This is a genomic window from Microbulbifer mixtoriginis (SeqCode) (genome assembly GCF_052466865.1).
In genome coordinates this window covers 1,712,364-1,737,977 of record NZ_CP174293.1, presented here as the reverse complement: position 1 = coordinate 1,737,977, position 25,614 = coordinate 1,712,364, and the positions used below count along the sequence as shown (strand labels likewise).

Annotated in this window: 38 protein-coding genes; 1 reads left to right on the top strand and 37 read right to left on the bottom strand. The window is 48.8% G+C overall.

The window, feature by feature from the left end:
• Positions 1-70: 70 nt before the first annotated feature.
• The 19 genes from ACJJJA_RS07905 to ACJJJA_RS07815 form a co-directional block, all read right to left on the bottom strand.
• A complete protein-coding gene (locus ACJJJA_RS07905) occupies positions 71-361 on the bottom strand; it encodes a hypothetical protein (RefSeq protein WP_444884524.1) in 291 nt (96 codons plus the stop codon).
• Between the two features lie 71 nt (positions 362-432).
• The gene (locus ACJJJA_RS07900; protein WP_444904246.1) at positions 433-879 is read right to left on the bottom strand and encodes a hypothetical protein; all 447 of its coding nucleotides are present in this window, start codon (positions 877-879) and stop codon (positions 433-435) included.
• Between the two features lie 128 nt (positions 880-1,007).
• On the bottom strand, positions 1,008-1,310 hold the full coding sequence (locus ACJJJA_RS07895; RefSeq protein WP_444904245.1) for a hypothetical protein: 303 nt from the start codon (positions 1,308-1,310) through the stop codon (positions 1,008-1,010).
• A gap of 91 nt (positions 1,311-1,401) precedes the next feature.
• Positions 1,402-1,596: a hypothetical protein gene (locus ACJJJA_RS07890; RefSeq protein ID WP_444904238.1), complete on the bottom strand. Its 195-nt coding sequence runs from the start codon at positions 1,594-1,596 to the stop codon at positions 1,402-1,404.
• Between the two features lie 164 nt (positions 1,597-1,760).
• Entirely contained in the window at positions 1,761-2,126 is a 366-nt protein-coding gene (locus ACJJJA_RS07885; protein WP_444904244.1) for a hypothetical protein, read from the bottom strand.
• A gap of 112 nt (positions 2,127-2,238) precedes the next feature.
• Positions 2,239-2,481 carry a hypothetical protein gene (locus ACJJJA_RS07880; protein ID WP_444899925.1) on the bottom strand — a complete coding sequence of 81 codons (243 nt, stop codon included), beginning with the start codon at positions 2,479-2,481 and terminating at the stop codon, positions 2,239-2,241.
• A gap of 168 nt (positions 2,482-2,649) precedes the next feature.
• Positions 2,650-2,940, bottom strand: coding sequence for a hypothetical protein (locus tag ACJJJA_RS07875; RefSeq protein ID WP_444904243.1), 291 nt, complete (start codon positions 2,938-2,940; stop codon positions 2,650-2,652).
• A gap of 117 nt (positions 2,941-3,057) precedes the next feature.
• Positions 3,058-3,303 (bottom strand): hypothetical protein, encoded by a 246-nt coding sequence (locus ACJJJA_RS07870; RefSeq protein WP_444904242.1) that lies wholly within the window; start codon positions 3,301-3,303, stop codon positions 3,058-3,060.
• Between the two features lie 94 nt (positions 3,304-3,397).
• Positions 3,398-3,796: a hypothetical protein gene (locus ACJJJA_RS07865; protein WP_444904241.1), complete on the bottom strand. Its 399-nt coding sequence runs from the start codon at positions 3,794-3,796 to the stop codon at positions 3,398-3,400.
• A 78-nt stretch (positions 3,797-3,874) separates the two neighbouring features.
• On the bottom strand, positions 3,875-4,150 hold the full coding sequence (locus tag ACJJJA_RS07860) for a hypothetical protein (RefSeq protein WP_444904240.1): 276 nt from the start codon (positions 4,148-4,150) through the stop codon (positions 3,875-3,877).
• A gap of 100 nt (positions 4,151-4,250) precedes the next feature.
• A complete protein-coding gene (locus ACJJJA_RS07855) occupies positions 4,251-4,637 on the bottom strand; it encodes a hypothetical protein (RefSeq protein WP_444904239.1) in 387 nt (128 codons plus the stop codon).
• A gap of 422 nt (positions 4,638-5,059) precedes the next feature.
• Positions 5,060-5,254, bottom strand: a complete 195-nt coding sequence (locus tag ACJJJA_RS07850; protein WP_444904238.1) for a hypothetical protein — start codon at positions 5,252-5,254, stop codon at positions 5,060-5,062.
• Positions 5,255-5,392: 138 nt separating this feature from the next.
• Positions 5,393-5,677 carry a hypothetical protein gene (locus tag ACJJJA_RS07845; RefSeq protein ID WP_444904237.1) on the bottom strand — a complete coding sequence of 95 codons (285 nt, stop codon included), beginning with the start codon at positions 5,675-5,677 and terminating at the stop codon, positions 5,393-5,395.
• 76 nt (positions 5,678-5,753) lie between these two features.
• A complete protein-coding gene (locus ACJJJA_RS07840; RefSeq protein WP_444904236.1) occupies positions 5,754-6,425 on the bottom strand; it encodes a type I restriction enzyme HsdR N-terminal domain-containing protein in 672 nt (223 codons plus the stop codon).
• A gap of 162 nt (positions 6,426-6,587) precedes the next feature.
• Complete coding sequence (locus tag ACJJJA_RS07835) at positions 6,588-6,944, bottom strand: hypothetical protein (RefSeq protein WP_444904235.1); 357 nt, start codon at positions 6,942-6,944, stop codon at positions 6,588-6,590.
• Between the two features lie 96 nt (positions 6,945-7,040).
• A complete protein-coding gene (locus ACJJJA_RS07830; protein WP_444904234.1) occupies positions 7,041-7,340 on the bottom strand; it encodes a hypothetical protein in 300 nt (99 codons plus the stop codon).
• Positions 7,341-8,454: 1,114 nt separating this feature from the next.
• A complete protein-coding gene (locus ACJJJA_RS07825) occupies positions 8,455-9,708 on the bottom strand; it encodes a Y-family DNA polymerase (RefSeq protein WP_444884991.1) in 1,254 nt (417 codons plus the stop codon).
• Entirely contained in the window at positions 9,709-10,098 is a 390-nt protein-coding gene (locus ACJJJA_RS07820; protein ID WP_152451359.1) for a LexA family protein, read from the bottom strand.
• Between the two features lie 117 nt (positions 10,099-10,215).
• Complete coding sequence (locus ACJJJA_RS07815; protein WP_444884992.1) at positions 10,216-10,425, bottom strand: hypothetical protein; 210 nt, start codon at positions 10,423-10,425, stop codon at positions 10,216-10,218.
• A 214-nt stretch (positions 10,426-10,639) separates the two neighbouring features.
• Between ACJJJA_RS07815 and ACJJJA_RS07810 the strand changes: the two genes are divergently transcribed.
• Entirely contained in the window at positions 10,640-10,981 is a 342-nt protein-coding gene (locus ACJJJA_RS07810) for a helix-turn-helix domain-containing protein (RefSeq protein ID WP_444884993.1), read from the top strand.
• 441 nt (positions 10,982-11,422) lie between these two features.
• Here the strand turns inward: ACJJJA_RS07810 and ACJJJA_RS07805 are convergent, their stop codons facing one another.
• The 18 genes from ACJJJA_RS07805 to gpU form a co-directional block, all read right to left on the bottom strand.
• Positions 11,423-11,731 carry a hypothetical protein gene (locus ACJJJA_RS07805; protein ID WP_444904233.1) on the bottom strand — a complete coding sequence of 103 codons (309 nt, stop codon included), beginning with the start codon at positions 11,729-11,731 and terminating at the stop codon, positions 11,423-11,425.
• A 103-nt stretch (positions 11,732-11,834) separates the two neighbouring features.
• On the bottom strand, positions 11,835-12,128 hold the full coding sequence (locus tag ACJJJA_RS07800) for a hypothetical protein (RefSeq protein WP_252084522.1): 294 nt from the start codon (positions 12,126-12,128) through the stop codon (positions 11,835-11,837).
• Between the two features lie 91 nt (positions 12,129-12,219).
• The gene (locus ACJJJA_RS07795; protein WP_444904232.1) at positions 12,220-12,564 is read right to left on the bottom strand and encodes a DUF7957 family protein; all 345 of its coding nucleotides are present in this window, start codon (positions 12,562-12,564) and stop codon (positions 12,220-12,222) included.
• A gap of 97 nt (positions 12,565-12,661) precedes the next feature.
• Positions 12,662-13,048, bottom strand: a complete 387-nt coding sequence (locus tag ACJJJA_RS07790) for a hypothetical protein (RefSeq protein WP_444904231.1) — start codon at positions 13,046-13,048, stop codon at positions 12,662-12,664.
• 88 nt (positions 13,049-13,136) lie between these two features.
• Positions 13,137-13,607: an SMI1/KNR4 family protein gene (locus ACJJJA_RS07785; protein ID WP_444904230.1), complete on the bottom strand. Its 471-nt coding sequence runs from the start codon at positions 13,605-13,607 to the stop codon at positions 13,137-13,139.
• A 79-nt stretch (positions 13,608-13,686) separates the two neighbouring features.
• Positions 13,687-14,244, bottom strand: a complete 558-nt coding sequence (locus ACJJJA_RS07780) for an alpha-ketoglutarate-dependent dioxygenase AlkB (RefSeq protein ID WP_282953155.1) — start codon at positions 14,242-14,244, stop codon at positions 13,687-13,689.
• Between the two features lie 85 nt (positions 14,245-14,329).
• The gene (locus tag ACJJJA_RS07775; RefSeq protein WP_444904229.1) at positions 14,330-14,815 is read right to left on the bottom strand and encodes a hypothetical protein; all 486 of its coding nucleotides are present in this window, start codon (positions 14,813-14,815) and stop codon (positions 14,330-14,332) included.
• Positions 14,808-15,311: a hypothetical protein gene (locus ACJJJA_RS07770; protein ID WP_444904228.1), complete on the bottom strand. Its 504-nt coding sequence runs from the start codon at positions 15,309-15,311 to the stop codon at positions 14,808-14,810. Before ACJJJA_RS07770 ends, ACJJJA_RS07775 begins: the two co-directional genes overlap by 8 nt.
• A gap of 85 nt (positions 15,312-15,396) precedes the next feature.
• On the bottom strand, positions 15,397-15,519 hold the full coding sequence (locus tag ACJJJA_RS07765; protein ID WP_444904227.1) for a hypothetical protein: 123 nt from the start codon (positions 15,517-15,519) through the stop codon (positions 15,397-15,399).
• Positions 15,503-15,793: a hypothetical protein gene (locus tag ACJJJA_RS07760; RefSeq protein WP_444884524.1), complete on the bottom strand. Its 291-nt coding sequence runs from the start codon at positions 15,791-15,793 to the stop codon at positions 15,503-15,505. The genes ACJJJA_RS07765 and ACJJJA_RS07760 overlap by 17 nt, the downstream gene beginning before the upstream one ends.
• Before the next feature lie 316 nt (positions 15,794-16,109).
• Positions 16,110-16,493 carry a hypothetical protein gene (locus tag ACJJJA_RS07755; protein ID WP_252084521.1) on the bottom strand — a complete coding sequence of 128 codons (384 nt, stop codon included), beginning with the start codon at positions 16,491-16,493 and terminating at the stop codon, positions 16,110-16,112.
• 8 nt (positions 16,494-16,501) lie between these two features.
• Entirely contained in the window at positions 16,502-21,343 is a 4,842-nt protein-coding gene (locus tag ACJJJA_RS07750) for a Hint domain-containing protein (RefSeq protein ID WP_444904226.1), read from the bottom strand.
• Between the two features lie 2 nt (positions 21,344-21,345).
• The gene (locus ACJJJA_RS07745; protein ID WP_444904225.1) at positions 21,346-21,741 is read right to left on the bottom strand and encodes a hypothetical protein; all 396 of its coding nucleotides are present in this window, start codon (positions 21,739-21,741) and stop codon (positions 21,346-21,348) included.
• Between the two features lie 3 nt (positions 21,742-21,744).
• A complete protein-coding gene (locus ACJJJA_RS07740; RefSeq protein ID WP_444904224.1) occupies positions 21,745-23,961 on the bottom strand; it encodes a hypothetical protein in 2,217 nt (738 codons plus the stop codon).
• Positions 23,962-23,964: 3 nt separating this feature from the next.
• Positions 23,965-24,231: a phage tail assembly protein T gene (locus ACJJJA_RS07735; protein ID WP_252084517.1), complete on the bottom strand. Its 267-nt coding sequence runs from the start codon at positions 24,229-24,231 to the stop codon at positions 23,965-23,967.
• Positions 24,231-24,656, bottom strand: a complete 426-nt coding sequence (locus ACJJJA_RS07730; protein WP_444904223.1) for a phage minor tail protein domain-containing protein — start codon at positions 24,654-24,656, stop codon at positions 24,231-24,233. Before ACJJJA_RS07730 ends, ACJJJA_RS07735 begins: the two co-directional genes overlap by 1 nt.
• A gap of 2 nt (positions 24,657-24,658) precedes the next feature.
• Positions 24,659-25,072 (bottom strand): phage tail tube protein, encoded by a 414-nt coding sequence (locus ACJJJA_RS07725; RefSeq protein WP_444904222.1) that lies wholly within the window; start codon positions 25,070-25,072, stop codon positions 24,659-24,661.
• A 26-nt stretch (positions 25,073-25,098) separates the two neighbouring features.
• Positions 25,099-25,506 carry a phage tail terminator protein gene (gpU, locus tag ACJJJA_RS07720; RefSeq protein WP_444904221.1) on the bottom strand — a complete coding sequence of 136 codons (408 nt, stop codon included), beginning with the start codon at positions 25,504-25,506 and terminating at the stop codon, positions 25,099-25,101.
• Between the last annotated feature and the right edge of the window lie 108 nt (positions 25,507-25,614).

The following is a 25,614-nucleotide window of genomic DNA, read 5'->3' as shown; positions in this document are numbered from 1 at the left end:
CGGCGAAGCCGCGGAAAAGCTGTCCAGCGCACGCAGTGCGCGTTGCTGCTTGGCCTTGTTATAAGTGACGCTACCCAATAATTTCATTTTTAGCACCGACAATTTTGCGTGCAACCCTAAGACAATGCTCTTTGCTAGCACCCAAACCAATATTGCCCTCTATTGTTGCTACCAGTGACGAGGATATATGCTCGGCATCTTTACCCTCGACCGCAAGACGAAAAATATGTGGCAGATAACTCTGATACTCGTCGCGAGCTTCTGGCATGTCATTTACACCAATAGGGTCCCAGTCACACCATAAAATTTCATCTATGGCTTTGTAGAGTTCTAGTTCTTCTGGAGGTAATTTCTTGCCCATACTCTTACTTATAACGCCAAGCTAAGCGGCGCAGCTTTGCTGCGTCCTTGCTTGAGCGCCTTGTTAGGGCTTTATGCCAGCTTAAATACGACATTGCCCGATTTAAATTGTTTTAGCTTAATAGCTGGATCATTTAATGTTGCCTCAGCGCCAGGTCCCAGCCAAAAGCTTTTTACAGCTTGGGTCGTAGGGTTCTCTGATTTCTCGTTGAAACAAACCAGAGAGTTGACGCTACGTTTTTTGAGCCAATTTCTTAATTTTTTGTACAGTGACTCAACTGCCTGATGCGACGAGAAGTTGTAAGCCCCGTCCAAATCAGTTGAAGCAATTGCAATGCGGCCGGAAGTAAGAACTCTGTCTTCTAGGAGACTTCGTTCATATTGGATGAAGCCATCATCCAGTAGAATCTCATCGAAGTGTTTCCCCTGCTTGATGCTGACTCCATCAATGCTACGAAGATACTCGTCAAAGACCGCATGATCATCTTGGTTCATGAAGTATTGAAATTCACTCCGCATCTCGATTCCTTTGTAGCCCTAACGCCGCCAGAATGCGCAGCTTTGTAGTTGATTATTTTGTGGTAGCGTAGCGTTAAGCCACAAAAGAAGCAACGGAAAAGCTGTCGCCGTTGCTGGCTTTGTTAAGGCTAAACCTGCCTAAGCCCCCACCAATGTTTTAATGTGAAAGGGACAAGAAATATTAAGAATACCAGCTGCCCTGATGCGACAAATTTAACGCTATTTGCAGGACTAAATATATTTACGATTACGTAAGACACAAAGCTCAAAATTAGCATGGCTATTATTTCAGGTAATATAGCACTCTGCATTGGGTCAATCTCTGGCTCTTTACCCAGCTTGAGCTGCCTCAAAGTCTCAGCTGCAATACTTATATACTTCCACGCAAGAGCATTTAATATCGGCAGTATCAGGAAAATGACGATTTTCAAAATTGAGCCTTAACGCCTTTGGAAGGGGCAAATTGTGGCGAAGCCACGCTTTAATTTGTCCCGCTTGCCAAACTTGTTATACCTTACTTTATTATTCATCGCTGTCTTCGCAGTTCATGAGGACTGCTTTGCCGTCAACTTTGCCGACAAGACTAATGCAATGATGAGTATCACCGCCATCAATTGATAGACGAACCTCTAAATCTTGATCTTCAAAGGACTGGAGTTCTTTAATTAGGCCTTTGATACTTTTTCCTCTAGTTACCCACTCGGGTTCATTACTCACCGGATCTGCCTCATGAGGTATAACGCCCGCAGCAGGGGCGACCAATGCTGTGCACATATTGTGCTAAAAAGGGAGCGCAGCGACCAGCACAATATGTGCACAGCGTTGGGCGTCCCGCGGAAGCCCGAAGGGCTGTAGCAAACTGCCTGCGATTGTTAGTGTTTTCACTCTCCGTACCAGCCAGACCAACCATTTGGCTCTGGATACTTTTCTTTATAGCTTTTGAGTTCTCCCTCTGAAGCGTATCTTAAGTAAGGCCAGAAATACTCCATAAGGTACGTTTCACCCTCACCCATACGCCAGAATATATCGTTACTAGAATATTCTGGATACTTTATCCAAGGTGGCTCAGGAGGATTATCTTTTAACACTTTTTGGAACTTATCTTGGCGATCTTTTTCAGCCTTGGCTTCTCTTTCAAGATGCTTTTCCCAGATTTCTTTACTCATACCGACTGGTGGTTTTGAGCTAGACGAACTCATTGCGACTTCCGCGAAAAATAATGATAAACATACGATGAAAATTTTCATAGCTGAACACTAACGTTGCCAGCTGGGGCGGCCTGCGCAGCTAATGGGCGCAGCGCATAGCGTAGGCCGTCCCGCGGAGGCGCGTAGCGCCGGAGTGTACAGCCTGGCCTGGTTAAGCATTGGGTTCCGCACCAAGCAGCGAATAGGCGCCGTAAGCTAACAACCCTACTACCACCCAAAAGATAATGCTGAACAGAAAGACCCAGCCTGGCTTTGGTTCTTGGCCATTGCCCGAAAATGGCTTGCAGATATAGTAGCCGGGAATGTGGAACAGTAAATCTATGATGAGGCCAAACACAACCTCAAACAGGAACCTGCCAACAACCCGAATTGTTCCACCTAAAATTTCTTCCATAACTATCTATCAAAAATGCTTAACGCCGCCGGCAGGGGCAGCTTACCTTGTGCGTGTTTTGCGCAAAAATGGGAGCGCAGCGACCTGCGCAAAACATGCACAAGGTAAGCTGTCCCGCGGCGGGCCGAAGGCCTGGAGCAAACTGCCCGGCTTTGTTATGCATGGCTACTACGCCACCAGCTTCCGTGCCGCCAAAACTATCGCAACAAAGAGCCCAAGGTAGTATGCGCTCCACAAATTGAACTGCCTATCACGTAGTTTCTGGATCCCACCAAACAGTAGAAATATGGAAGGTATAAGAACGAAGTTCATTAAAAGGCCAAATATTACGGGTAAAACTGCTGCCGTTTCTTGAAGAATGGCAATTGGAGCCAGTGAAACTAGTACGCCGATGACAGCCAATGCAATTGCGATTTCCTTAGGAAATTTCTTCTTTTCTTCCATTTCTATACTATTCACTTCAACTCTCTAAGATGCATAACGCCCGGCTTAGGGGCGGGTTTGTAGCTGCAAAGCAGCGGAAAAGCCGTCCCAGCCCCGAAGGGGCAACTACAGCCGCTTGTTATGTGCTTTGACTTAGCCATTACTATCAAAGAACTTGCGCTGATTCTTTAGCTCACTGAAAACGCTTATATAGTCATACAACTGAGCTGGATCAGTGCTGGAGCCATCGCCGCAAACACCTAGAGAGCCAAGGAGCCATGATGTATCCACCTCTCCGCGCTTATGTATTTCTAGAACAAACTGATACATCAATTCGCATGAGTCTCTTAAAGATATTTTCTCAGAGAACTTATCGTCTTTTAACTCTAAGTAGCTCACATTCAGCTTCCTTTAAGGCACATAATGCTCACCGCACGGGCGAGTAACTTGTTGCAAGTCCAAGCCATGAAGTGGCTGATTGTGCCGGTGCTTGTTATGCATTTTTACTCACGATCGTTGGGATTGCATCAGAAAGTATAGAAATGCAACCATTTGTAGTACCTACAAACCACTCTTTAATGTCTATAGCTTTACTTACATTTAGCACCCCAGGCTCGCAAGCTTCTCCATTGCTCCAACCGCCAGCCAAAACTTGAAAGACGTGAACAGGTGAAGTAAAAGCATCACTTTCCCAGTAGCACATTAGATCGCCCTCATCTAGATAGCGATAGCCGCGAACGAATTCAAAATTTACAATGAGGTACATACGGCTTCCCTTTACATCAACCGTATCTACAGTAATTGTTAAACCATTTTCATCGTCACTAACTTTGAAAATATCACTTTCATGTTTGTCTTTTGTATGTTCCGGGCCAAATGCTACAACTTTCATGAAATCAATTTATCCGATGCATAACGCCTCAAACACTGGCCGAGGCCGCCAGGCCGAAGGTCCGTGTGCTTTGACTTGTTAACTTTGTCTTCTGATAAACCTAAGTTCATCGTTATTTTCTGTATCGGTGAACAGTAATCTATCATCGATGTCTTCTAGTTCTTGAGAGTAATTCCAGCAGATAGCAATCGAATCCTCTGCCCACTCAGGTGTTTCATCTAAAAGCCACTGGCATTCTTTAGCTGCTTTCTTTGTATCAGCAATAAAAACGACTATAGCTTGAACCCAAGTTCCACCCTCATTGCTTTCGACAATGTCGTATAGCTCTACTGATTCGCCAGATATATATTTCATCGTATTTCGAAGTTAACGCCCTGGGTATGCGGCGGGCCGCGCAAAGCGTGGACCGTCCAGTGGAAGCCTCGCAGTGGCTGGAACGAACATCACCCACTTGTTACATGCTGAGTAGCACACAGGATATTTCCTTTAGCTCCGCAAACTTAGTGGGAATGCTGTAAAGGCTACCCATGTTTAATAACTTTGTTTTAAGTTCGTCACTCATAGCTTTAGACGGCGCACGCACTCGTTTATATGGCCCACCGGGCAGATCCCAATCGTAGACATATAGCCCCAATACAGCATAATCTGACCAAACTTCAGAACTCCCCCAATTGGGCGATTCGAGTTGTTCTGAAATATTATCATGCTCAGAGTAAGCCTCCATTACTGGGCCTGGAATCTTTCCTTCGCCAGCGGTAGAGAATAAGCCGATATTTCCTTCACTATCTATAGCGAACCAGTCGAACTCTCTGCCTTCTAATTCTTCTTCGTAGATACTCATGATTTAGGGCATGTAACGCCCAAAGCAGCGGCGCGCGTTAGCGCGTCCAGCCCGCAGGGCGATGCTGCCTTTGCTTGTTAAATACATATTACTTCCAGCCTAACTTCGAATATGTTTTTTTATCTTCTTTGGGATAGTCACTTTTGTACTCTCCCCACCCCATGTACGCATAGTACTTTGTCATTGCTTCGAAATATGATGAAGCCTCACATGTCCATGTAAGTTTTGCTCCGGGCTCTTGCATATTGCGTGCACTGTCACCATGGGGGCCCGCTAGGCAAAATGTCTGCGAATTTTCATCTTCCATCCAAAGTTCGTGTTTCATAGGTCTTGTGGGCATTTAACGCCTTTGGAAGGGGCAAATTGTGGCGAAGCCACGCTTTAATTTGTCCCGCTTGCCAAACTTGTTATACCTTACTTTATTATTCATCGCTGTCTTCGCAGTTCATGAGGACTGCTTTGCCGTCAACTTTGCCGACAAGACTAATGCAATGATGAGTATCACCGCCATCAATTGATAGACGAACCTCTAAATCTTGATCTTCAAAGGACTGGAGTTCTTTAATTAGGCCTTTGATACTTTTTCCTCTAGTTACCCACTCGGGTTCATTACTCACCGGATCTGCCTCATGAGGTATAACGTCTTGCTCAGCCGCTGCCGAAATGTAGCCGCTTTGTGCTAGCGTAGCGTATAGCATAAAGTGCGCGGAGTGTAGGCTGTCGGATGCAGCAACTTGTTATAAATTTCTATGATGCTAACTAAAAATTGAACCAATAGCCTCAAGCACACCCGTAACGGCACCAACCAAACCTTCTACGAAGGCTTCCAAAACACCAGTTAAAATCTCAACGATACCCACGGTAGACTCGGAAATAATAGTCGGTAATACAAGGCCAGCTATTGCGGACACAGCAATAGCTGAAGAAACCAATTCAACTCCATAGATTATGCTGTAGCAAATAACGGCAACTATAGATAGTGAGCAAATAGATTGAATAACCTTCAGCAATTTTGATTTTTCTTTTGGTTCGCTACTCATTACTTAGTCCTATTTATAACGCCGCGCTCTGGGGCAAACCGAAGCGCAGCGTAGGTTTGTCCCTAGCAGCGCTTTGTTAGCTGCGATCTTGTTCATTCTTGGCTTTTTCCCACTCGATGCCGAGCCCTTTGAATTTTTGTGCGAACGGAATTACGACTAAGGCAACACATGCTCCCAATAAAGCCATTCTCTCCATGGTTAGCAGCTCCATGTCATATTGAGCAAAAATAAAATCGGCGACTACAACTGATAGCAATACACCTGCGAGAGACCAAGAAACTGTTTGAAAGCTTTCTATTGTCTCAGTCTTCTCCTTCCTGATGCCTATTTTCCTCTCTGCAGACTCATCTGCTGTTAGCGCTGGAAAAGTGGGAAACAAGGCGAAATCAGACTTTATTAACGCACCTTCCTCGCTAAACACATAAAGATCAAATGGAAAGAGACTCTGTTGTGAATCTGATTCAGTTACTAAAAATAGTGGTATGCGTTCTTTCTCTATAGCCTTGCTATAGGCAGTCAACTGACGGTAAGTATTTTCAGTATCTTTTAAATGGCGACCTTTAATTTCTATAATTGCCAATCGTTCTTTTTTGACAGGGTCAACAATCGCAAAATCTGGCCTGTAAGCGCGCTTACCATCAGTAGCAAGAAAAGCTGGCTCATAGACTATAGAATCTTTGGGATAGCCCAAAGTAACTAAATATTCTGCAAAACTCTTTTCTAGCTTTGAGTGGTATTTCTCTTCCATTTGAAGTCTCAATTCGTGCTTCAGCAGCTAACGCCCGCAACAGGGGCGACCAATGTTGTGCGCCTTTTGCGCAATAATGGGAGCGAAGCGACCGCGCAAAAGGTGCACAGATTTGGGCGTCCCGCGGAGGCCCGAAGGGCCGGAGTATCCTGCTTGCGTTTGTTAAGCATTTGCTAGGACACCGGACATCCAAGTAATACTCATAAACACAGCGAACGTAAAGGATAAGATGAATATGACTTGCACTCGAGAAAGCTTCGTCTCCATTCCAAAGTTGAGAAACGCCTGTATTCTAGGATGGAAATAGGATTTCACCCCAAGGGTGGCAGAGACAAAGGCTATGGCCGTATACATTAGTACTACACCCCAGAATTTTTCCGGATTATCTGAAGCATTAATAGTCTCGGATAGTCCAGCTCTCTGATATGCAATCACTTCACCCAAGACAGCAGATGTCGCTGCATAGCCGCCGCTGACAATGGCCAAAACGATAAAAAAGGGCTGAATTCTTTTAGGCATATGTGTCTTGATGCTTAACGCCCTGCACACGGGCGGCCGAAGTGAAGCGTAGGCCGTCCAGCCCGCGTAGTTTGCGGGCGATCGTGCTGCTGTTTGTTATGTATTTTCACACTTTACTCTTTCTAGTAACGCAAACACTTTATTTGCGATCTCTGCTAACTGGGTGTTTAGCTTATTTACCTTATCTTCATCTTCGGTTGCATATTCTGTGACCAGCAAATCGTCAATATCACAAGTTGGTGCATATTTAATCCAAAGATCTTCTAAAAAGCTAAAGTCATTTCTCTCTATTTTATTTACCGTTCCTAGGGCTTCAAGTTCCCATTCGCGGACACCACGAGACCGAAAGTAACTAGCGGCTTCAAGTAATGCGATCTTAAGTTCTTCTTTAACCATGATTCGAAACATAACAGTTAATTCAAAAGCAGCGTCTACATATCACCCTTCTATATAATTCTGCTGTCCTCAATCAAAGCCAACTTAAAAAGCTAGTAAAGTCAAAGAACTACATTGAGTGTCACAAAATAAAACAGGTAGATATATAGCAGCGTCTTTATAATTCCACGCTCTCCCTGCTTTATATCACTTTTCACATCCGTTAAAAATCAACAAGTTATAGAATTTTCCCTAGAAATAGGAGAAGCGTCTTTTGAATTCTGGTATACGAAGCAGGGCTTAGCTATCAGTACTGTATTTCACCAACCTACTATGCACACATGTCCTAACTGGAAGGATGCACTACCAAGTAGAAAATTGGCTTTCTTAGTACACGGTCTTGAAGAGTCGGATACCCCCCTTGAAAAATTCAACAACAGTCTTTTTGGAGTAAAGAAAAGTGAAAGCCCTTACCTCAAAAGCAAAACATCCCGCTTCTCTATTAAAGTTCTCATAAAATCACAGGGTCGCTAATAGCCATCTCTCCAGCGCTTGATAAGCCATCCATAGTGGTTTGTCCTCCACTCTGCTATTCTGCGCCCCCTATAAAGAAGCTCTTCGAACTTTGGCCTGGACCTTTCTGTTCAGATCTACCCCGATTGCATGCTTCAAGAACATCAGGTTTGGGCTTGCCGTTCATTATTTGATCGAACGCTTCTGCTCATTAAGCCCCCAGGAAACCTGCCCCCTACCCCAATCTGAGCCGACCGCCACTCCTGCGGAGCTCTTGGGGTTTGCGAACACTTTTGTAACTTACTGATTTTCTTAGAGAAAAATGCCAAAAACCGCAAACAAGACTAAGGCCGCGAAACCCGAACACACCCCCATGATGCAGCAGTAGTTTATAAAACAACCTCCAGCCCCCGTGGTTGCTAGCTTTCCGGGAAATCGCTGTCTAAGAAAACTACCTGTTTTTACTCAATTTTGCTCTATATAAATCAATGAGTTAGGAGCAAATCTTAGACATTTTTTGGCGCTTAAATAATTCATGTATATTTATACAGGCACCCTAAACTCAACCTGTTGAGGCTTTGCAAAGTATCAAAGCTCTCGGGATCTAATTGGTACAATCATCTCATGTTGTCACTTTGGGCAAATCCCCCCACCGAGTGGTATAGGCAGGCGATGTAAACGCCTGCCGCATCTTCCATTTTTTCTGGATGCCTTCGGCCCCTAGAAACAAAGTCCCGCGACCAAACTTTTTATTGATTCGGTCCATCGCTTGCATGGTCTGCCCTGCCCTAAGCGATTGCCCAGGGGTGAACAAATCACCCTGACCGAGCGCGCAGGGGATTATCTCGATTAGCCCAACCCCTGCTTTCATAAAGCGGCAGCCGGGGCGGTATAAATCGGCAATAGTTTCTCTCACCAGCCGCACAATTACCCGCGTGTCGTCGGTGGGGTATGGGGTCTGCACTACGGCGCTGCGGCTGTAGTAGTTGGGCTCATGGGGTGAGGTGTGCAGGAATAGATGGATCGACTTTACCAGCGACTTCTGCGCGCGCAGTTTCTCTGCGGCCCTGCTGGCGTAGAGGGTGGCGGCCTGTAGTATCGGCGCTAGCTCGGTGAGCTTTTCACCAAAAGAGCGGGTGCAATAGATCTGTTTCTTCGCTGGGGGCTCTTCCTCCAGGCCCAGACAGGCAATCCCGTTCAATTCTTCAATAGTGCGCTCAATATTCACATTGATACGGCGGCGCAAGATTTTTGGGTTGGCCTGTGCCAGGTCATAGGCCGTCTCTATGCCGAAATCTGCTAGGCGCTTGGTAAGGCGGCGACCTATGCCCCACACATCATTCACAGCGGTACGGCGCTGCATCCACTGCCACTTCTCCGGCGTGTCCAGCGCACAGACACCATCGCACTTGAGGATTTTCTTGGCCGCGCGGTTGGCGAGCTTGGCCAGTGTCTTACTGGGGGCGATACCCACACCAACAGGCATACGGATATTGCGCCAGAGCGTGTTACGGATCTTGCGGCCGTAGTCCTGCCAATCCTCTTGCAGCCCGTGCAGGTCCAAGAACATCTCATCAATGCTATAGACCTCCACATTGGGGCCGAACTCGCGCAGAGTAGTCATTACCCTGTGGGAAATATCGCCATACAGTGGGTAGTTGCTGGAGAAGATCGCCACCCGGTGTGCGCGCAGCAGGTGCTGAACCTTAAAGAAAGGTTCCAGGTCGCCGATGCCCAATAGCTTTGCTTCCTTGGAGCGCGCCACTACAAAGCCGTCGTTATTGGAGAGCACCACCACTGGGCGCCCGCGCAGGTCCGGCCGGAATATCTGCTCGCAGCTGGCGTAGCAGCTGTTGCAATCCACCAGTACTAGCATTCAGCGCGGCCGGTGGTAACGCACCGAAGCCTTTACCACCCCCTCCACAATCAATTCCTGCCCTTCCCAAATTGGGATCGGGGCGTAGTCATCATTGGCAGAGAGCAGCCGCCCCTGCTGCTGGTCCAGCACCTTGCAGGTGAGCTGGCCATCCAGGGCCACCACCACCACATCGCCATGGGTAGGCTTTAGCGAGCGATCGACAATCAATAAATCCTTATCGAAGATACCGAGCCCCATCATGGAATCCCCATTCGCTCGCGCCATAAAGGTCGCCGCCGGCTTGCTGATCAAGTGCTCATCCAGGCTGAGGGCCGCCTCCTTGTGGTCATCGGCGGGAGAGGGAAAGCCACAGGCAATGCCGTGGCCGTAGAGTGGGGAAAGCTTCATTCTGGAAACCCTAGATACTGTATATACATACAGTTTATTGCTAGAGGGTAGCAACCGGCAAGGGCAATGGATGACTATGAGGCCGGTACCACTCACGGCACCGGCTCTACAAAGCAATCAGGCAGGCTCTTCAACTGCAGGTCTTCCCCCTGGGATCTTTTGCTCATAAGCGCAGATAACGCCTTGAAGCACGAACCCCACCTCCTCACCAATCAGCTGCAGCAAGGCGGTGCGCGCACTCTGATTGGGACAATCCGCGACCCATTCCAGGCCGGCACATAGATTGTTGACGTGGTGAAGTTGTTGAATGTGAGCAGTCATTGGCATGGTCCACCTCCTGTAGGAACTACAAATCCTCACTAATGCCGCCGAACGAATTCAGCACTTTATTCGGGCTTTTGGCGACAAACACCGGGACACTACTAACTATTTCTCAACTTATAAACGGATATTCTGGATTATTTCTAATTTAGCAATGCAAAATGCGGTTTTATTTCGAAAATCGAAAATTTGTTATTACAGGAGTAGCTGAAACGGCTAGATGTTTGAGGCCGGGACACTGGGCAAACGCCTGCGCAACGCACGGAAATTGAAGGGGATGACGATCACACAGTTGGCCAGGCAGCTGGGGCTGGGGCCATCTCAAGTTTCGAAAATGGAAACAGGCAAGCAGAAGATACTGGCGGAGCTACTGCCGGCCTGGTGTGAGGCGGTGGGGATTACTTTGGCCGAGGTGTACGGAGCCGAGAACCTGCACCACTTTGCACAGATTCCCTTTCCGCCACTTATAGCTCGTCTATATGCGCAGCTGCCGCAGGAGTTTCGTCGGCATATTCACCGAGTGATTGAGAGTAGTTATCAGCTTTGGAAAGGGAGGCAATAACACCTTGCTCAGCCGCCACCGGAATGGAGCCGCTTTGTGCTAGCGTAGCGTACAGTACAAAGCGAGCAGAGTGTAGGTGGTCGGATGCAGCAACTTGTTATTATGTACTACCGGTAATTAGTTAGAAACAAAATAAAGAGAGCGATAAATATAGGGAAAAATATCAAACCAGAAATTGCGGAACGCTTGAAACTCATTATCCGTTGCTCATCCATTTTTTCTATTTCATCGCTACTGAAATCAATGTGACAAAGATGACAATCAAATCTTCGTTCCTCGTGTGCAGCTCCGCAGTGAGGACAATTCGCAGCACGCTTTTCATACAACCATTGAGCTTGATCAAGTAAATGAAACATGAGCTGCCCCTAAATTTTCAAAAGCCACAAATGATAACGCCTTGCGCAGAGGCGCAGCTTCGCTGCGTCCTTCTGACGCAACTTGTTATGCCTTTCCAGTTGACTTCACAAATAATGCCGAAGTAACGGGCTCAACTAAACTACTCCAGTCTTCTACCAACGACACTTCGTTTTTTCCTGCACTATGACAGATTAATGTTTGGAAATGCTGTAACACCAGTAATGCAGCCTCCTCTCGTGTGATAATCCCCTTCAATGCCCCTTCGTAATTTTCTCTCTCAATAAGAAGCTCATGAATTTTTCTTCTGAAAAGCTCATGGGGAGGCGCGGGCAAATCATGCATTTCTGCCAACTTCACACCACATTGAATCAATTTTTCTTCATCAAAGTTCATCGTCTTCTATTCTGCATAACGCCGCCAACACGGGCCGAAATGAAGCAGCGAAGCTGCGGAATGTAGGTCCAGCCAGCTTTGCTGGCGTCCGTGCTTGGCTTTGTTAAGCATGCCTTTTTGCCTTGCGCTTAATTAGTTTTTTTACCGCAATGTTAATTGCATAAAAAGGGGCACACCAAAGTAAACCAACCACCCCACCAAAAAGAAATTTTGCAGCTCCCAACACCCCGGGACTGTAGTCTGGATCAAGAAGCATCAAGACCTCCATTGAGAGAATACCACCAAACCAAACTAAGATGACGCCAGCGAGTAGGCCACGCAAAGCATAGCGATATGCCAAGTACGCGGAACCTCCGTAGATGGTTAGCAACATTGTTAGATCAATAGCCTGGACCATATTTCTCTCTGGTGCTTAACGCCGCCAACAGCGGCCGAGCGTAGCGAGGTCCAGCCCCGTAGGGGCGATGCTGCTTGGCCTTGTTAGGCGATTACTTAGTGAACTGTACATGACCCAGCTCACCGTTTGTTTTATTTACTTGGCAAACATAGCCCGCAAAGTTATTTACGGCGATAAAACCAGCCTCAGAGACTGTGGTACGACTGAAATTAGTGTACCCATCATTGCCTTGATTGGTGGGGTTCTTTGCCACCCATAATTCAGTGCCACTTTTATCAAGGCACACTAGATTATTTGCGGCCTCGCCAGTTGGATATTCCATGTAGTCGTAGACCACAAAGATTTTTCCATTTATTTCTTCTGCATCAAGAATAGAGCGTGGGAGAGAAAACTTTTTCCCATCTATTACTATTTGCTTGCTCTCGAACTCGATCATTTCGTGCGCCTAACGCCCTGGGTATGCGGCGGGCCGCGCAAAGCGTGGACCGTCCAGTGGAAGCCACGCAGTGGCTGGAACGAACATCACCCACTTGTTACATGCTGAGTAGCACACAGGATATTTCCTTTAGCTCCACAAACTTAGTGGAAATGCTGTAAAGGCTACCCATGTTTAATAACTTTGTTTTAAGTTCGTCACTCATAGCTTTAGACGGCGCACGCACTCGCTTATATGGCCCACCGGGCAGATCCCAATCGTAGACATATAGCCCCAATACAGCATAATCTGACCAAACTTCAGAACTCCCCCAATTGGGCGATTCGAGTTGTTCTGAAATATTATCATGCTCAGAGTAAGCCTCCATTACTGGGCCTGGAATCTTTCCTTCGCCAGCGGTAGAGAATAAGCCGATATTTCCTTCACTATCTATAGCGAACCAGTCGAACTCTCTGCCTTCTAATTCTTCTTCGTAGATACTCATGATTTAGGGCATGTAACGTTCGTATTTGCGGCGGCTGGAGCGTAGCGTAAGCCGTCCGGCCGCGATAGCGGCGTACAACATGCGCTTGTTATGATCTTGATGCCTCTAATGCTGCTGTGAGCCATTCTTGAAGCCCACGATATTCTATTTTACGACTGTCATCGTCATGCCAGTACGCAATTACCATTCCGGCATTTTCGCCCTCTGATTCATAGACCAAGTAGTCTCCACCACCATTGTAAGCAATTGGAATCCAGGACTTTGACATTGGCCCCTGTATATCTGTCATAGAACCATTTAAAAATTCCCATGCATCAATAACTTCGTCAATCGGTAGAAATGTCCGATTATCATTTTGATTCAGTGAGCCATATCCAGTTTGGCCATTGTGCCATTTGTAAAGAAGTTCCAAATCAGGTGGCAAATCTTTACCTTTGAAGCATTTCTCTTGAAGCTCTTTTAGATCTTTTTCGGACGCTCCCGGCTGAAGAGAATCAAAAACATCCTTGAAATTTTCTTTAAAGGAAGAGTCTAGTTGCTCGAAAATTTTCTTAATCATTGTTCATTTCTTTTAAAATCATAACGCCGCACTAAATTGTGCTAAAAGCGGATCTTTTGGCATCAACTTGAGTGCCTTGTTATACATTTTTTTTGATTACTTGTCTAAACGTCAAAGAAACTCTGCGCGACCTTTGAACTCTCTGCCCGTTTATTAAGTCACTTTTTCTATTTGGAATACTGTGCGTCCATTTATACCGAGCATCTTTTTGGAGTATTACTACCGATCTTGGATTTAACAAAATGGTTTGCTTCTCGACCTGTTTATTGCCAAATACCATTTCTGCTTGTGATCCAATACTTAGAGAAACAATTGTTTCCTTGAAACATGGCACACAATCAATATGTGCTGATATTCCTTGACCTGGCTCGTATTCATTGACGATAAGCTGGTCAAAGGTTTCTGAAATAAACTCTTTGGCATGTAAGCGAGATAGAATTTTGGCAGACCACTCAGGGAGTGCCCCGAGATAAAGAGAGCTATCAACGAACCTAGCCTTATAGTCGTATCGATATCCATAGTGCTGCACTCGTCGCTTTAAACTCGTAAGCCATACTTCATTATCCAAAGAATCTAGTAGAAATTGCTCTTCTTCTTTGGAGATAAACTCTTCTATGTGTGTTAAACCGTGAATCATATTATTTTCGTAAAATGTATAACGCTAAGGTCATGTGCAGACGCCGCAACGCGGTGGCTGTCACATGCACCTTTTTGTTATGTGATTAGCGATGATAGTCATTGATTAGAAACTCGATAGGCATCCCAAGTCTTGAAACTTGCAGAAGAAAGTTAGGAGGCAATACCAGGTTTTCCATCTGGTTTCCATCATCAAGCCATCCGCCGATTAAAATGGAAGCTTTACAAATATGGCCTATGCACTCGAGGAGATCAGCGGGCTGTTTAGCAAGCCAGTTTGTAGCCTTGGTAAGCTTTCCTTTTAGCCTATCATCAAATAAATCTTCATCCATTGTTGGCTCTATATAAATCAGCTCGATTCTTGACGCCTCATAGCCCGTACTAGAAACAAATAGATTTTCTATATCTGGTGATTCCAGATTTCGAAAATACTCGATAGCGTTGGAAGTATCTCCACCTTCGAGAATGATCTGTAATGATAGGCTTGTTAATGCCATAACTCTCCATTCACATAACGCCCGCGTCATTTGCCGCAGCGAAGTGGAGGTCAAATGCACGCGTTTGTTATACATTGCCATTATCTTTAATTAAGGACCACCCACCTAGATTGTCATCCCAATGGGACAACCTTCCAAGGGGGTTACCCTCAACGCTATACATTCGTGTTTGCATTGGACCATTACTACTAAAAAACATGTAACCGGGCTTAAACACACCATAATCACAGTGCTCGTGTTTCAGTCTTACTTCATGTTCTTCGCCAAGCAACGAATATTTTTGCCCTGCGCACTCTACACATTTCCCCTTAGTGCGCCGCTTTGCGAGCCATCTACAATAATCTCTTAATAGAGAAAGTGCTTCTTGTTCGGACATAAAGCTATTATCAAAGGGAAATTCAATTTTTTCGCCGGATTTAATAACTATAGAGAGATTTTCGAGAAATCGAAGAGAAGGAATTTCCTCTACCCAAGATGGCTTGTTACAAATGAAGCACCATGCTGGAGTTAATAACATGCTTAATATATCGGAGTCCTTAACGGCTTTCTGACACGTATCATCTGTAAGCAAATAGGCCCTATCCTCTGAAGGGAAATAATGCCTTTCACTACATTCTGTACATTCAAGAAACCTTGGGTTCATGCTCGGAGCTCATTCATGTATAACGCTGCCAACAGCGGAAGCTTTGCAGCGGCGAAGCCGCGGAAAAGCTGTCCAGCGCACGCAGTGCGCGTTGCTGCTTGGCCTTGTTATAAGTGACGCTACCCAATAATTTCATTTTTAGCACCGACAATTTTGCGTGCAACCCTAAGACAATGCTCTTTGCTAGCACCCAAACCAATATTGCCCTCTATTGTTGCTACCAGTGACGAGGATATATGCTCGGCATCTTTACCCTCGACCGCAAGACGAAAAATATGTGGCAGATAACTCTGATACTCGTCGCGAGCTTCTGGCATGTCATTTACACCAATAGGGTCCCAGTCACACCATAAAATTTCATCTATGGCTTTGTAGAGTTCTAGTTCTTCTGGAGGTAATTTCTTGCCCATACTCTTACTTATAACAGTTTATTAAAGAGCCAGTGGCTCACTATCCATTTGGCTACTATTTCTGGGATGGAGCCTTCAAGCTCCACAAAAAAGTCCTTATTTACAGCAGGTTATAAACCACTGTCTAAATAGTAACCAGGGATAGTGAGCCACTGGCTCAAGACGCCTGGTTCAACTTCCCGCTCTTGAACACATTTTACCCATAATTAAATCAATAAGTTAGGGGGACCTTTCTGTAGATGTAAGCCATGGCTCTATAATTCGGGCCTTCGCACCGGCGACACGCTCTCTCCACTACTGAAAACCGAAGCCAGTATCACCCACTCGGAATCGCCATAGCCGCAATCGAGCTATGCACCGCTAGGCGGTTCGCCACTTCAACAATACAGTCGGCTACAAGATCGGCAGCATGGTCGGCAACATTGATGGCCTGCCCCGCATCGGTCTGCAGGGTTTTGGTCGTTACATACACGCTACGCATTTCGTCCCCAGCGCCGTCAATCTGTACTTTGTTTTGGTCATCAATCACCGCGATGGTGCATTTTAAAACGGCGGCGGCTTTGGCTTCAGTGGATGCCGGTTCGGTAGTTTGCGTTACCGTTGCGCGCACAATAGTGCCGGCGCTGTGGCCGTCGTCGATGGTGTAGGTGAACTGCCAGGCTTCAAGGCCTGGCACGGTTTTCGGGGAAAAGCTGGGCATGGTGCCTCCTATGGTTTTTGTCTTGCGTTGTGGGTTGCCATGGTTAGCTCTGCCTGGCGCCCGGCGAAAAACATACGATCGCCAAAATCAGGCTTTAGCACGCGCCGCGGGCCCAGTTTGCGGATTTCTGTAACCGTCGATAATTGAGAAGCGCCATGGCACAGCACATACACCGGCTTGCCTAGCATGTGCGGGGTGCGCACGATTGAGCCGTCCGGCAGGTCCATGGGTGTGGATTCCGATTGCCAGATTTCCGCACCTTCAGGGGTGCGCAGGCTGTAACACACTTCCTCACCGGAACCCATTGCGCGCAGCGGGAATACGCCGCGCTCACCGGTGCCGACATCGATGCATTCCACCAAATCCCCAGGCTGTAGGTCTCGCACATAGCGGCCATCCGGCAGCAAAGTGTCATAGTCTACGCACCAGGGATCTGTCGGTATGGTCCCGCCACCACCATTCGCCGGGGTCGTGATTGTGCCTACATAGCGGCGATGGGTATTTGCAGCCAGGACGGTAAAACTTGTGGTGGCTTTGTAAGTTACCGCGCCGCCTGCGTAGTTTTCATCATCGCAATACACATAATATTTTCTGGAAAATGACAGGCCGGTAATGCTGCCGCTGTTATAGGAGACCGCCCCAAATCCATACTGCACGGTATGCGAGGCAACCGTGATTTTCGCAGTAGAGCCGTCATCTCTCGCGGTAAGCGGCGCGCCCCCGCTCGTGATGGAAGAGATACCGGACTGGATATGCGGAAGGCTACGCTGTTCATTGATAGCGCCTTTTTCATTAAGTCCGCTGAGATAGGCAGAGAACCCACCCAATGGCCGCGGATTTTGGTAAATACCACCGCTTTTAACGACTTCCGATCCAGAAAGGAAAATCTCTCCGATAATCAGCTTGTTCTCTATTGATGAGAAATAGCCGCGTTTGGTTGTTGAGCTAGCGCCATCGTAATAGTGGTATCTATAGGCTCCGCGCTCAATGGATACCGACAAGGCCGAACCCGCTGAAATCCAAACTCCATCCGTCTCGGTGACGATATAAAACAGGCCTCCAAGACTTGGATTTAATTCCACCGGTGGAATTTTTATCCGCTTGCCACCCCAGTAAAACCAGCCCGGCAGAGTGCCATCGGGGTTGCCATTTGCATCAAAGCCACACAACCGCGCTTCCCCCGGGCTGGCATTATCGCCCAGGCTCGAATTGCTATTGATCTTTAAATAAAGGCCGTTGCCAGTTGGTTCAACCGTATCGATGCGCACATAATCAATCTGGGTCACCCCTTTCTTGGTCGCGTCGTAGTTAGCAATAATCACCGGCGTAAACTGTCTGACGGTCGCCTGCAGCTGAGCCGGCTGGGCTATGGTGTTGTGCCCCACGGTAGATTGGTAACTAGCATTACCCGTCGTTCGGCCCTGAAAATATGCGGTGTATTCTTTCCAGCCCGCACCAGACGCCTTTACACCAGGCGCAGCGATATAATGAGAGCCCGAATGGGTCTCACTGCCGCTAGCATTGACCCTCTTGCCATCTTTATCAAAGCAATTAATACCCAGATACAGCGACCGGTCTGCATCGCCCCCAGAGCCCACCCACACCCGAAATTTAATCCGGTACAGCTTGTCCGGGTCGAAAGGAAACCTTTCCCTATACTCAAGCCAAGCATTGGAGGCCTTGTCATCCTGGCCGACGCGCAACACATTTCCGCCCGCCACATCCTTGTCGGTATCCGGCCTCACTTCGTAAAGGTATCCTGAGTCAGACCCGGCATAGACCACCCAATCATCGGCAGCCGTGGTATCGGTAAACGCCTCAAAAAACACCGAGCCCGAAGCCTGCTGAGCGCGCAACTGTGCCTTGCGTACGCTTTGCATATTGCCGATCAAGATACCGTTATCGGTGAATTGTCCGCTGGCCTCGTCAAAGCCAATGATATTGCGGGTAGCGTCAAAGGCTTTGCTGCGGGTCGCCTCCACTACAGCATTATGCAGTGCTGTTTTTTGGTCGTAGGCGTAGGTCCAATTGCTATCAAATAGGGTGCGGCTTACCGGGGTATTTTCCTGGCGGTTATCCCAGGCCGGGGTTAACCCTTGCAGATAGCTTGTCAGCGCGGTCAAAGCATTCGTAAACGCCGCCCGTTTGGCATCGAGCGCAGTGCCGAAATTACTGGCCAGCGCATCCAGCTTCACTTGATCGTTTATTAGCTGGCTGTATTCGCGGATCAGCTGCAGTTTTTCATTGGTATGCAACACACCATCTGCAGAGATATTGCCGAGATCTTCAAGGGCCTCTTGCGCATCAGCCTTGGCTTCCTCTGCAGCCTCTAGCGCAGCCTGTAAGTCTGGGTCTAGCGCGGGATCTTCTGGATCTGGGTAGGGCGTGCGGGATTTGGGCACAAATAATACGCGCGCGGCCGCCGTGCCTAAGCAGGTGCCCCCCTGGCCGGCAGTACCGGGACTGCTCGGGCTGCTGCCATAACAGGCCACTATGCGGCTATTGGTCAGTACCGGCATGGGGTTTTGGGTACCGTCCACTAATAAAACAATACCGCCAGGCGCACCACCGCCACCACTACCGCCGGGAATCTTCTGGATACCAGTTCCCAGACTGCCACCACTGCCATTGCCCCCAGAGGTATTAATGGTTCCACTCACACCCAAGGCGATACCCCGTGCGACGATAACCACACTCGCCCCACCCTGCCCGCCAGAACCACCGTAGCCGCTATTTTCATAGCTCTGATCGCCGCGCAGGTAGTAATAACTATTTCCGCCACGGGCACCGCCGGTACCGCGCATATCCTCGGGGATACCTTGCAGCTCTCCGCCATTATTCTCAATATTGAGCGGTGGCATGACGGCATTGCGACCGACCACAATTTGGCCGCGAATACGGTTGTACATAGTGCGGTTGGTGGCGCCAATTCCAGATACGCGCCCACCACCACCGCGACAAGAGCCCAGAAAACCACGCCCCCCATTACTAGGGACACCGCGCAAAGTACCGTCTATTTGCAGAACACCGCGCACATGTAATTCAACATTGTCACTGACAAAAAGTGTGCGGCCTGCGGGGATGGTTAAGTCTCCCAGGTAATAAAATATCGTGCGGCTGTTATCCGTACCGTACAGGGTGCCGTTAGCGGTGAGGAAGCCACTGGCATCGACAGCGAGGCCGGCGGCGGTCATCTCTGTGCCCTCTGCGCTATACCAGCTGTCGGGAAGCTCTCCGCTGGAGCTGCTGCCGCTGGGCTGGTCGGGCACCGCAGAGGCAGGCTGGTAGCTGCCAAACAAATCAACGGACACCGCTCCGCTGACCTGATCGACATTGAAGCGCTGAACCTCCATGGCGCGATCTAAAATACCACCCGACACATTTTGCGAGTGGTCGCGCAATTGCGGCAGACTAACCCGCACGATATCGCCCACCTCCAGATCGTTTTTGCTGGGCAACAATCCCAGGCGCAGTGTAAGGGGAGGCCCGGCGAACCGATCGCGCAGGGCATCAAAGGTATTTTTAAGGGTGGTATAGGTATGCCGGGAATTGTGCAGCCCACGAAACTTCAGAGCAAGCGGCTTGGCCTCGCCATGGATGGAAATAGAATCTGCATCAATTAAATTATTTGAACGCAGGAACTTGCCATCGAAGCCCGGCTGTTCAAACCAACTCCACTGCACCGAGAAGGCATTCTTTACCCCGGCTAAGTTGTACTTCAATTCCCCCAGGCTGTGAACATCATCGGGAGTGATGGTAGCCACTGTACCGGATTCAGCCAGCACCCCGGCCATACGGCGAAACCCTAGTTGGCCGGCGGCATTGACCGGCATAAAGGCACCGAGCAATAAATTGATTTCAGTCTCGATAAACTTCTTGCCATCGGTCTTTTCCAGGCCGTCAAAGCGCAGGATCTTGCCCTTGCGGTGGTCACTGGGCTTGTACCAATCTGCCCCGATATTTTCGAACTCATCCAACACCACAAAGGCGGGATCTATGCCCAGGTGCCAGTTGCTGGGCAGTAAGTTATTGGTGCCTAGAATTTTCCCGGTTAAAAGCGCATAGGCAAGCTGGGGACCAGGGCCTTCCAGATAGACAAATTCCTCCACCTCAACGCCGCTCTCGTCTCCACTTTCTTCTGGCAAGGTATGGTCACGGGCAAAAGTGCCGAACAAGCCACGAGTACAGCCGGTGAAACTATTCTCTGTCTTCCCGGTGGCGCGCACAATCTCAAAACCGTCCTGATACTTAATCTTTAGGTAATACACCGATTGGTTAGGGGCATCGCCATAAGCCGCGGTATGGGGATTAGGTTCAAAAGGACTGGTATCGAATACCCACAAGGTGCTGGCTGTCTTGGAGAAATTGGCCGCCAGGCGCGTGCTATTGGGCACAAAAATATCGCGGCGCATCTCCCGCTGAATATCCCGGCAGCGCACCCGGTAAACACCCTCGGCGTAGGCAATAGATTCCTCGGCAATCTGGGTTTGCTCCAAACGGAAATCATCCCAGTCGAGCCCGGCAAAGCCTTGATACAAACGTACTGTGCGACCCTTGATGCCGTTCCCTTGTTCCAGCTCATCACGGAGCACATAAGACAGCTGGCCATTGATATCCACCACTTCAAAGGAAATAGCCCCAATCTCTGCACGCCCTTGTTCAGGAATAATTCTCTGGCTGGTGGCACTGCATTTTTTAAGTGCACCAAGCACGGCATTGGCAGGAAGACTGGGAATATCGTTGTGGCTGGTGATATACAGCGGCAGATCAAAACCAATCTCGATGACCAGGCGCAGCTCACGCTGTGCAGCCTGATTGTGCAGGTCAAAAGTTTCTGAGTTGTTGCGCATAGTTAAGCGATGACTTGAACGGTAGTAAAAGAAAAAATAAAGCGGCCGTCTTTCTCGCGCTTTTCTTTGAAGGATTTATATTTAAGTTGAACTTGTTGGGGAAAATCGGGCATAACCGCAGTGCCATAAGCATCGAAGGTGAAAAATTCACCGAAAGCACAGCTTCTTTTAAACTCTCGCCAACGCGCTAACTCTGTATGGGTGAGGCTTAGCGGTACTGTCTGACAAGAATATTCCTCTTCGAGACGGTAGATTGTGTATTCTGTTTTACCGCTGAGCGATGTGTGTTCTTTACCCTCGGGGCGATCGTTACAGTCATAACGCTTCAGTTTTGATTCAATCTGATAATCACTACCATCACCCACCAATAACCGTGTAGGTGTGTATTGAATTAGCATTTTCTATCCCCTGAGTATTTGTGCTTGGCGACTATCCTCGGGGATTGCTACCAAATCCTGCTCCGCAAACATGGTTGTTAATTTATCGGCAATGGTTTGTGCGTTATCTCCGATTAAATCGCCTTGTATCGTCAGGTTCACAACCGTGCCAGGCTGTTGTGAATCGCCCTCTACAAAACCGTCATCATTAGAAGCGGCAAAACTCTCTGATGGTGTGCTCGCTACCGCACCGCCAGTACTCACACTGGAAGCGCTAGCACCACCATCAAAGGAAGCACTTTTGATTTGAGCAATTTGAGCCGCGCCAGCTGCAGCCATTGCGACCGCTGCAGGAATACCCCAGGGATACCCCCCACTGTTGTTATAAGACTCGATAATTGCACTCGGGAGGGTTGCGGCAGCTTTGGCCAGACTGAGCGCTTTCTGAATCTTGAAGAGTTTTTTACTGCCGGTATTGGAGATACCCAGCATCATATCCATCGCACCGCCGAACGCCTTCCAACGGTTCTTGCTGCTGGCCTGTTCGAGCTTTTCCCGCTGCTTAGCGTGCTTACCTTCCAGCAGAGTAAGCTTGCGCTCATAGTCATCATGATTGATAAGTTTTTTGGCGTAGGCCTGATCCAGCAGGGCCATTTCTTCATCCTGCTGAACCTGCAGCTGTTCCATTTCGGTGAGCCAGGAAAGCTGGAGCGTTTCTAAGCGTGCAGTGATTCGCTGGCGCTCCGCATCGGTTAGGCCGTCAGCCCCGACTTGACTGCCTTCCCCGCCATCATTGGCTGACCGTGCCTGCTCTTCTGCCAGCGCCATTTGATAGCGGGCCGTCTCGCGCTCAGAATATTCCGCCCTTAGCGCCTCTATAGATTCGAATCCCCGCTTTGTCAGTTCCTCCTCGGCAACCTGAAGCGCGGCGATTTGCTGTAGCCTCTGCTCATGGTCGAGTTGGATTTTTCCTTGCTGGTCAGCCAGGAATTGATCCAGCTGGATTAACTGAGCACCACCGGCCTCTTCCGCCATGGCACGCTGTTGGGCGATGCGATCGCGGTCCGCCTGCTCCCTGGCCGCTGCGGCAGCCTCCTCGGCTCTCCGCTCTTCCTCCTGCCGCTTTTTCTGTGCGGCTATTTGTGCATTCTGCAGTTCGTCGAGCTGGCGGCGTATTTGCTCCGATTTGTAGCGATGGATTTCTATCTGAACCTGAACACCTTCAGCTTCTGCCTTGGCCAGAAGATGCTGATGCGAAACATATTGGCTGTGCAGCTTGGCAAATTGATTGCGCTGCTCTTCTTCCTCAGTGGGTGCAAGCCCTCGACGCAGGGTATCCACTACACCGGTGAGCTTCTGAATCCCTGCCGTGGCGATACTGGTCGAGCCGCTGGTTTCACTGAGGCCTTCCAAAAACTCCTGCCAGGCCTGTCCTAAAGAATCAGTAGCACCGGTAAGACCTCCAGCTTCAGCCGCACCGGCACCGCCGACCTGCTGCTCCAGCTTAAGCAAAATCATGCGCTGGGCTTCTGCCACACGGCCAGACTGCTCCAGGGTTTTAATCTGCTCTTTTTCTTGCTCAGTAAAACTGACCCCGGCGCGCTTCAGGGCGGTCAAGCCAGTGGATGGCTCCTCTAACGCCTTACCGAGCTGCAAAGCGGCACTCTTGGCATCGCCACCCATCACAGCCGATAAATCCTGACTCAACCGGATAGCATCATCGAAGACAGGCCCCTGCACGCCCTTAAAGGTTATGAGCACACCTTGGGCTTCACGAATGCCGGTGACACTGGCCAGGGTAGCGCGGGCAACCGATCGAGCCTGATCATCCAGTTGTTGTGCTGTGCGACCACTGGCGCTACCGGTGGCTTTAAGCAGCGCCTCGATTTTGAGCTGCTGCCGCTCCATCTCCTCACCAGCGCGAATGCTCTGATAGAACACGGCTGTCACACCGGCAACCCCTGCACCAAACAATGCCCAGCTGCTGGCACCGCTGGTCAACAGGCCATTAAGCGCACCGACTCGACCGGAAACACCGCCCAAAGGACCATCGATAGTGGCGACCCCTTGGGCGGCACCACGCATGGAGCGGCCAAACACATCCCCAGCGGCACTGGTGGATTTTATTTCACGGGTGAGTTGTTTATTGCGCGCGGCCGCTTGGGCCATCTCGCGCTTGTATTGGGTGGAGCGTAGCTCCAGGTTCGCCACCATGGTGGCCATGGAAGTTTGTTTTGCCATTGCTCAGCTCATGGAATTCCAGATTGCGATTTGTTGCTGCACGGTTTTGGGCTTGTGCGGCTGAGGTAGGAAGTTAGAGACTTTGCCTCCCAGGGTGCCGGCGGCAATGTGGGCTAGCTGCCACTGCTGAACTTCGGTATTTAGGGGACGCTCCGAGTGATATTCATACCAGTGGTCAAACTCGGTAGAACTCATGGAGCGCAACATATTGAAATAGTCGGGACGGTTAAAATCCCGTGCGAGCTGCCGGGCAAAGTGAAAACCCGGCACTAGCCTTTTTTTTCGGTTTCCTCGCTTTCTGTTTCACTATCCGCTTTTTCAGTTTGGACATCGACGAAAAGCCCGGACAGCTTGGCAGCAGGGATATAGAGCCGGTCAATCAACTTAGGAGTAACGCTGCGGATTAAGCCCTGATGGATCTGCTCCAGTGATGCCTGGCAATCCGGCTTCATCCAGATGGCATAGGCTACCAGCAGTAATTTTTTGCTCACCTCCCCTGCACGAAACGCCCAAAGCTGGCCAAAGTTTTCCAGCTCAGTTTCCGGTAACTCTTCATCCTGCGGCAATGGAATATCTTCGGTAGTCTTCTGCAGATATTCACAGCGGTGGTAGGCGCTCAGCTCAAACAACTCCACTTCCTGCTGTCCAAATACAACTGTTTCGGATTCTAAAATAGGAGTAGGAACCAAATTCATTGTTAGCTGCCTGCGGTTACTGTGGGTTTACCAGAGATTTTGAACTTCACGGTGCGGGTGATCTTGTCATCTTTGGGCACCGCCTTACCCCAGCCGGTAATATGGCCGGTGAATTCCACCTTAGTACCTTCAGGATATTCAATCTGGTAATACTTATTGGTATCGGAGTCGTAATCTGCCCGCAGTGCCTGCTGGCCGCTATCTGTCTCTTTCCAGATCAAAGTAATGGATACCTCGCCGGCATCACGTAAGCCAGAGGGGTCATAGTCCATATACCCACTGGTGCCATCAATCGGCGTCATTTCAACAGAACCGCGTGACTCCTCACCAGGATCAATATCCAGCATCCCAGCTACTGGCGTATAGGAGTTGCCATCATCGCTGCGGGAAAATTTTGTTTTATAACCTTGTGCCATCGTTGTGCCCTCTGTGGGTAGCTCAATTAAAGTTCTGTGGGTTCAGTGGAATACTGGGCCCTATAGGTCAATCGAACCTCGCCCAGTGGGTGGTCCTGATCCAGGGCAAACTGGGTTTGGCTGAGTAGGAATAAGTCACAGGTTCTGTCTAAATCAGAGTCCTGCAATGCAAGCTCAATATCTTCGGCCGCCTGATCCAGTGCGGCATACACATCGCCGCGACTCTTCACAACCGCGGCGACAGTCAAGTCCAACTGCCGACCTGTACCGCCATGCATTTCGTGTTCCGTGTTTTCAGTAGCAAAGCCCACCACAATGGCCGGTAGATTTTCTGGATCGATTTCTTCTGTGGTGCCAGGGGGTGGAAATGTGTAGCTGGATAGAGTTTGCAGCTTGCTTAAAACGGTATCGCGGATTGCCATGCGTTGGGTCATTGGAGAACCTCTAGGAATTTTGGGCATAAAAAAACCCGCTAGTGCGGGTTTGTCTATTTAAAGTGCAGCAATGCTTACTGAACTAACAATCTTCTCTTTGATAGTTAC

Excerpts from the sequence above, each read along its gene's own strand:
- ACJJJA_RS07905 (WP_444884524.1), bottom strand. The coding sequence starts at position 361 with ATGGGCAAGAAATTACCTCCAGAAGAACTAGAACTCTACAAAGCCATA.
- ACJJJA_RS07900 (WP_444904246.1), bottom strand. The coding sequence starts at position 879 with ATGCGGAGTGAATTTCAATACTTCATGAACCAAGATGATCATGCGGTC.
- ACJJJA_RS07885 (WP_444904244.1), bottom strand. The coding sequence starts at position 2,126 with ATGAAAATTTTCATCGTATGTTTATCATTATTTTTCGCGGAAGTCGCA.
- ACJJJA_RS07880 (WP_444899925.1), bottom strand. The coding sequence starts at position 2,481 with ATGGAAGAAATTTTAGGTGGAACAATTCGGGTTGTTGGCAGGTTCCTG.
- ACJJJA_RS07865 (WP_444904241.1), bottom strand. The coding sequence starts at position 3,796 with ATGAAAGTTGTAGCATTTGGCCCGGAACATACAAAAGACAAACATGAA.
- ACJJJA_RS07860 (WP_444904240.1), bottom strand. The coding sequence starts at position 4,150 with ATGAAATATATATCTGGCGAATCAGTAGAGCTATACGACATTGTCGAA.
- ACJJJA_RS07855 (WP_444904239.1), bottom strand. The coding sequence starts at position 4,637 with ATGAGTATCTACGAAGAAGAATTAGAAGGCAGAGAGTTCGACTGGTTC.
- ACJJJA_RS07845 (WP_444904237.1), bottom strand. The coding sequence starts at position 5,677 with ATGAGTAGCGAACCAAAAGAAAAATCAAAATTGCTGAAGGTTATTCAA.
- ACJJJA_RS07840 (WP_444904236.1), bottom strand. The coding sequence starts at position 6,425 with ATGGAAGAGAAATACCACTCAAAGCTAGAAAAGAGTTTTGCAGAATAT.
- ACJJJA_RS07835 (WP_444904235.1), bottom strand. The coding sequence starts at position 6,944 with ATGCCTAAAAGAATTCAGCCCTTTTTTATCGTTTTGGCCATTGTCAGC.
- ACJJJA_RS07830 (WP_444904234.1), bottom strand. The coding sequence starts at position 7,340 with ATGGTTAAAGAAGAACTTAAGATCGCATTACTTGAAGCCGCTAGTTAC.
- ACJJJA_RS07825 (WP_444884991.1), bottom strand. The coding sequence starts at position 9,708 with ATGCTAGTACTGGTGGATTGCAACAGCTGCTACGCCAGCTGCGAGCAG.
- ACJJJA_RS07820 (WP_152451359.1), bottom strand. The coding sequence starts at position 10,098 with ATGAAGCTTTCCCCACTCTACGGCCACGGCATTGCCTGTGGCTTTCCC.
- ACJJJA_RS07815 (WP_444884992.1), bottom strand. The coding sequence starts at position 10,425 with ATGCCAATGACTGCTCACATTCAACAACTTCACCACGTCAACAATCTA.
- ACJJJA_RS07810 (WP_444884993.1), top strand. The coding sequence starts at position 10,640 with ATGTTTGAGGCCGGGACACTGGGCAAACGCCTGCGCAACGCACGGAAA.
- ACJJJA_RS07805 (WP_444904233.1), bottom strand. The coding sequence starts at position 11,731 with ATGAACTTTGATGAAGAAAAATTGATTCAATGTGGTGTGAAGTTGGCA.
- ACJJJA_RS07800 (WP_252084522.1), bottom strand. The coding sequence starts at position 12,128 with ATGGTCCAGGCTATTGATCTAACAATGTTGCTAACCATCTACGGAGGT.
- ACJJJA_RS07795 (WP_444904232.1), bottom strand. The coding sequence starts at position 12,564 with ATGATCGAGTTCGAGAGCAAGCAAATAGTAATAGATGGGAAAAAGTTT.
- ACJJJA_RS07790 (WP_444904231.1), bottom strand. The coding sequence starts at position 13,048 with ATGAGTATCTACGAAGAAGAATTAGAAGGCAGAGAGTTCGACTGGTTC.
- ACJJJA_RS07785 (WP_444904230.1), bottom strand. The coding sequence starts at position 13,607 with ATGATTAAGAAAATTTTCGAGCAACTAGACTCTTCCTTTAAAGAAAAT.
- ACJJJA_RS07780 (WP_282953155.1), bottom strand. The coding sequence starts at position 14,244 with ATGATTCACGGTTTAACACACATAGAAGAGTTTATCTCCAAAGAAGAA.
- ACJJJA_RS07775 (WP_444904229.1), bottom strand. The coding sequence starts at position 14,815 with ATGTATAACAAACGCGTGCATTTGACCTCCACTTCGCTGCGGCAAATG.
- ACJJJA_RS07765 (WP_444904227.1), bottom strand. The coding sequence starts at position 15,519 with ATGAAATTATTGGGTAGCGTCACTTATAACAAGGCCAAGCAGCAACGC.
- ACJJJA_RS07760 (WP_444884524.1), bottom strand. The coding sequence starts at position 15,793 with ATGGGCAAGAAATTACCTCCAGAAGAACTAGAACTCTACAAAGCCATA.
- ACJJJA_RS07755 (WP_252084521.1), bottom strand. The coding sequence starts at position 16,493 with ATGCCCAGCTTTTCCCCGAAAACCGTGCCAGGCCTTGAAGCCTGGCAG.
- ACJJJA_RS07750 (WP_444904226.1), bottom strand. The coding sequence starts at position 21,343 with ATGCGCAACAACTCAGAAACTTTTGACCTGCACAATCAGGCTGCACAG.
- ACJJJA_RS07745 (WP_444904225.1), bottom strand. The coding sequence starts at position 21,741 with ATGCTAATTCAATACACACCTACACGGTTATTGGTGGGTGATGGTAGT.
- ACJJJA_RS07740 (WP_444904224.1), bottom strand. The coding sequence starts at position 23,961 with ATGGCAAAACAAACTTCCATGGCCACCATGGTGGCGAACCTGGAGCTA.
- ACJJJA_RS07730 (WP_444904223.1), bottom strand. The coding sequence starts at position 24,656 with ATGAATTTGGTTCCTACTCCTATTTTAGAATCCGAAACAGTTGTATTT.
- ACJJJA_RS07725 (WP_444904222.1), bottom strand. The coding sequence starts at position 25,072 with ATGGCACAAGGTTATAAAACAAAATTTTCCCGCAGCGATGATGGCAAC.
- gpU (WP_444904221.1), bottom strand. The coding sequence starts at position 25,506 with ATGACCCAACGCATGGCAATCCGCGATACCGTTTTAAGCAAGCTGCAA.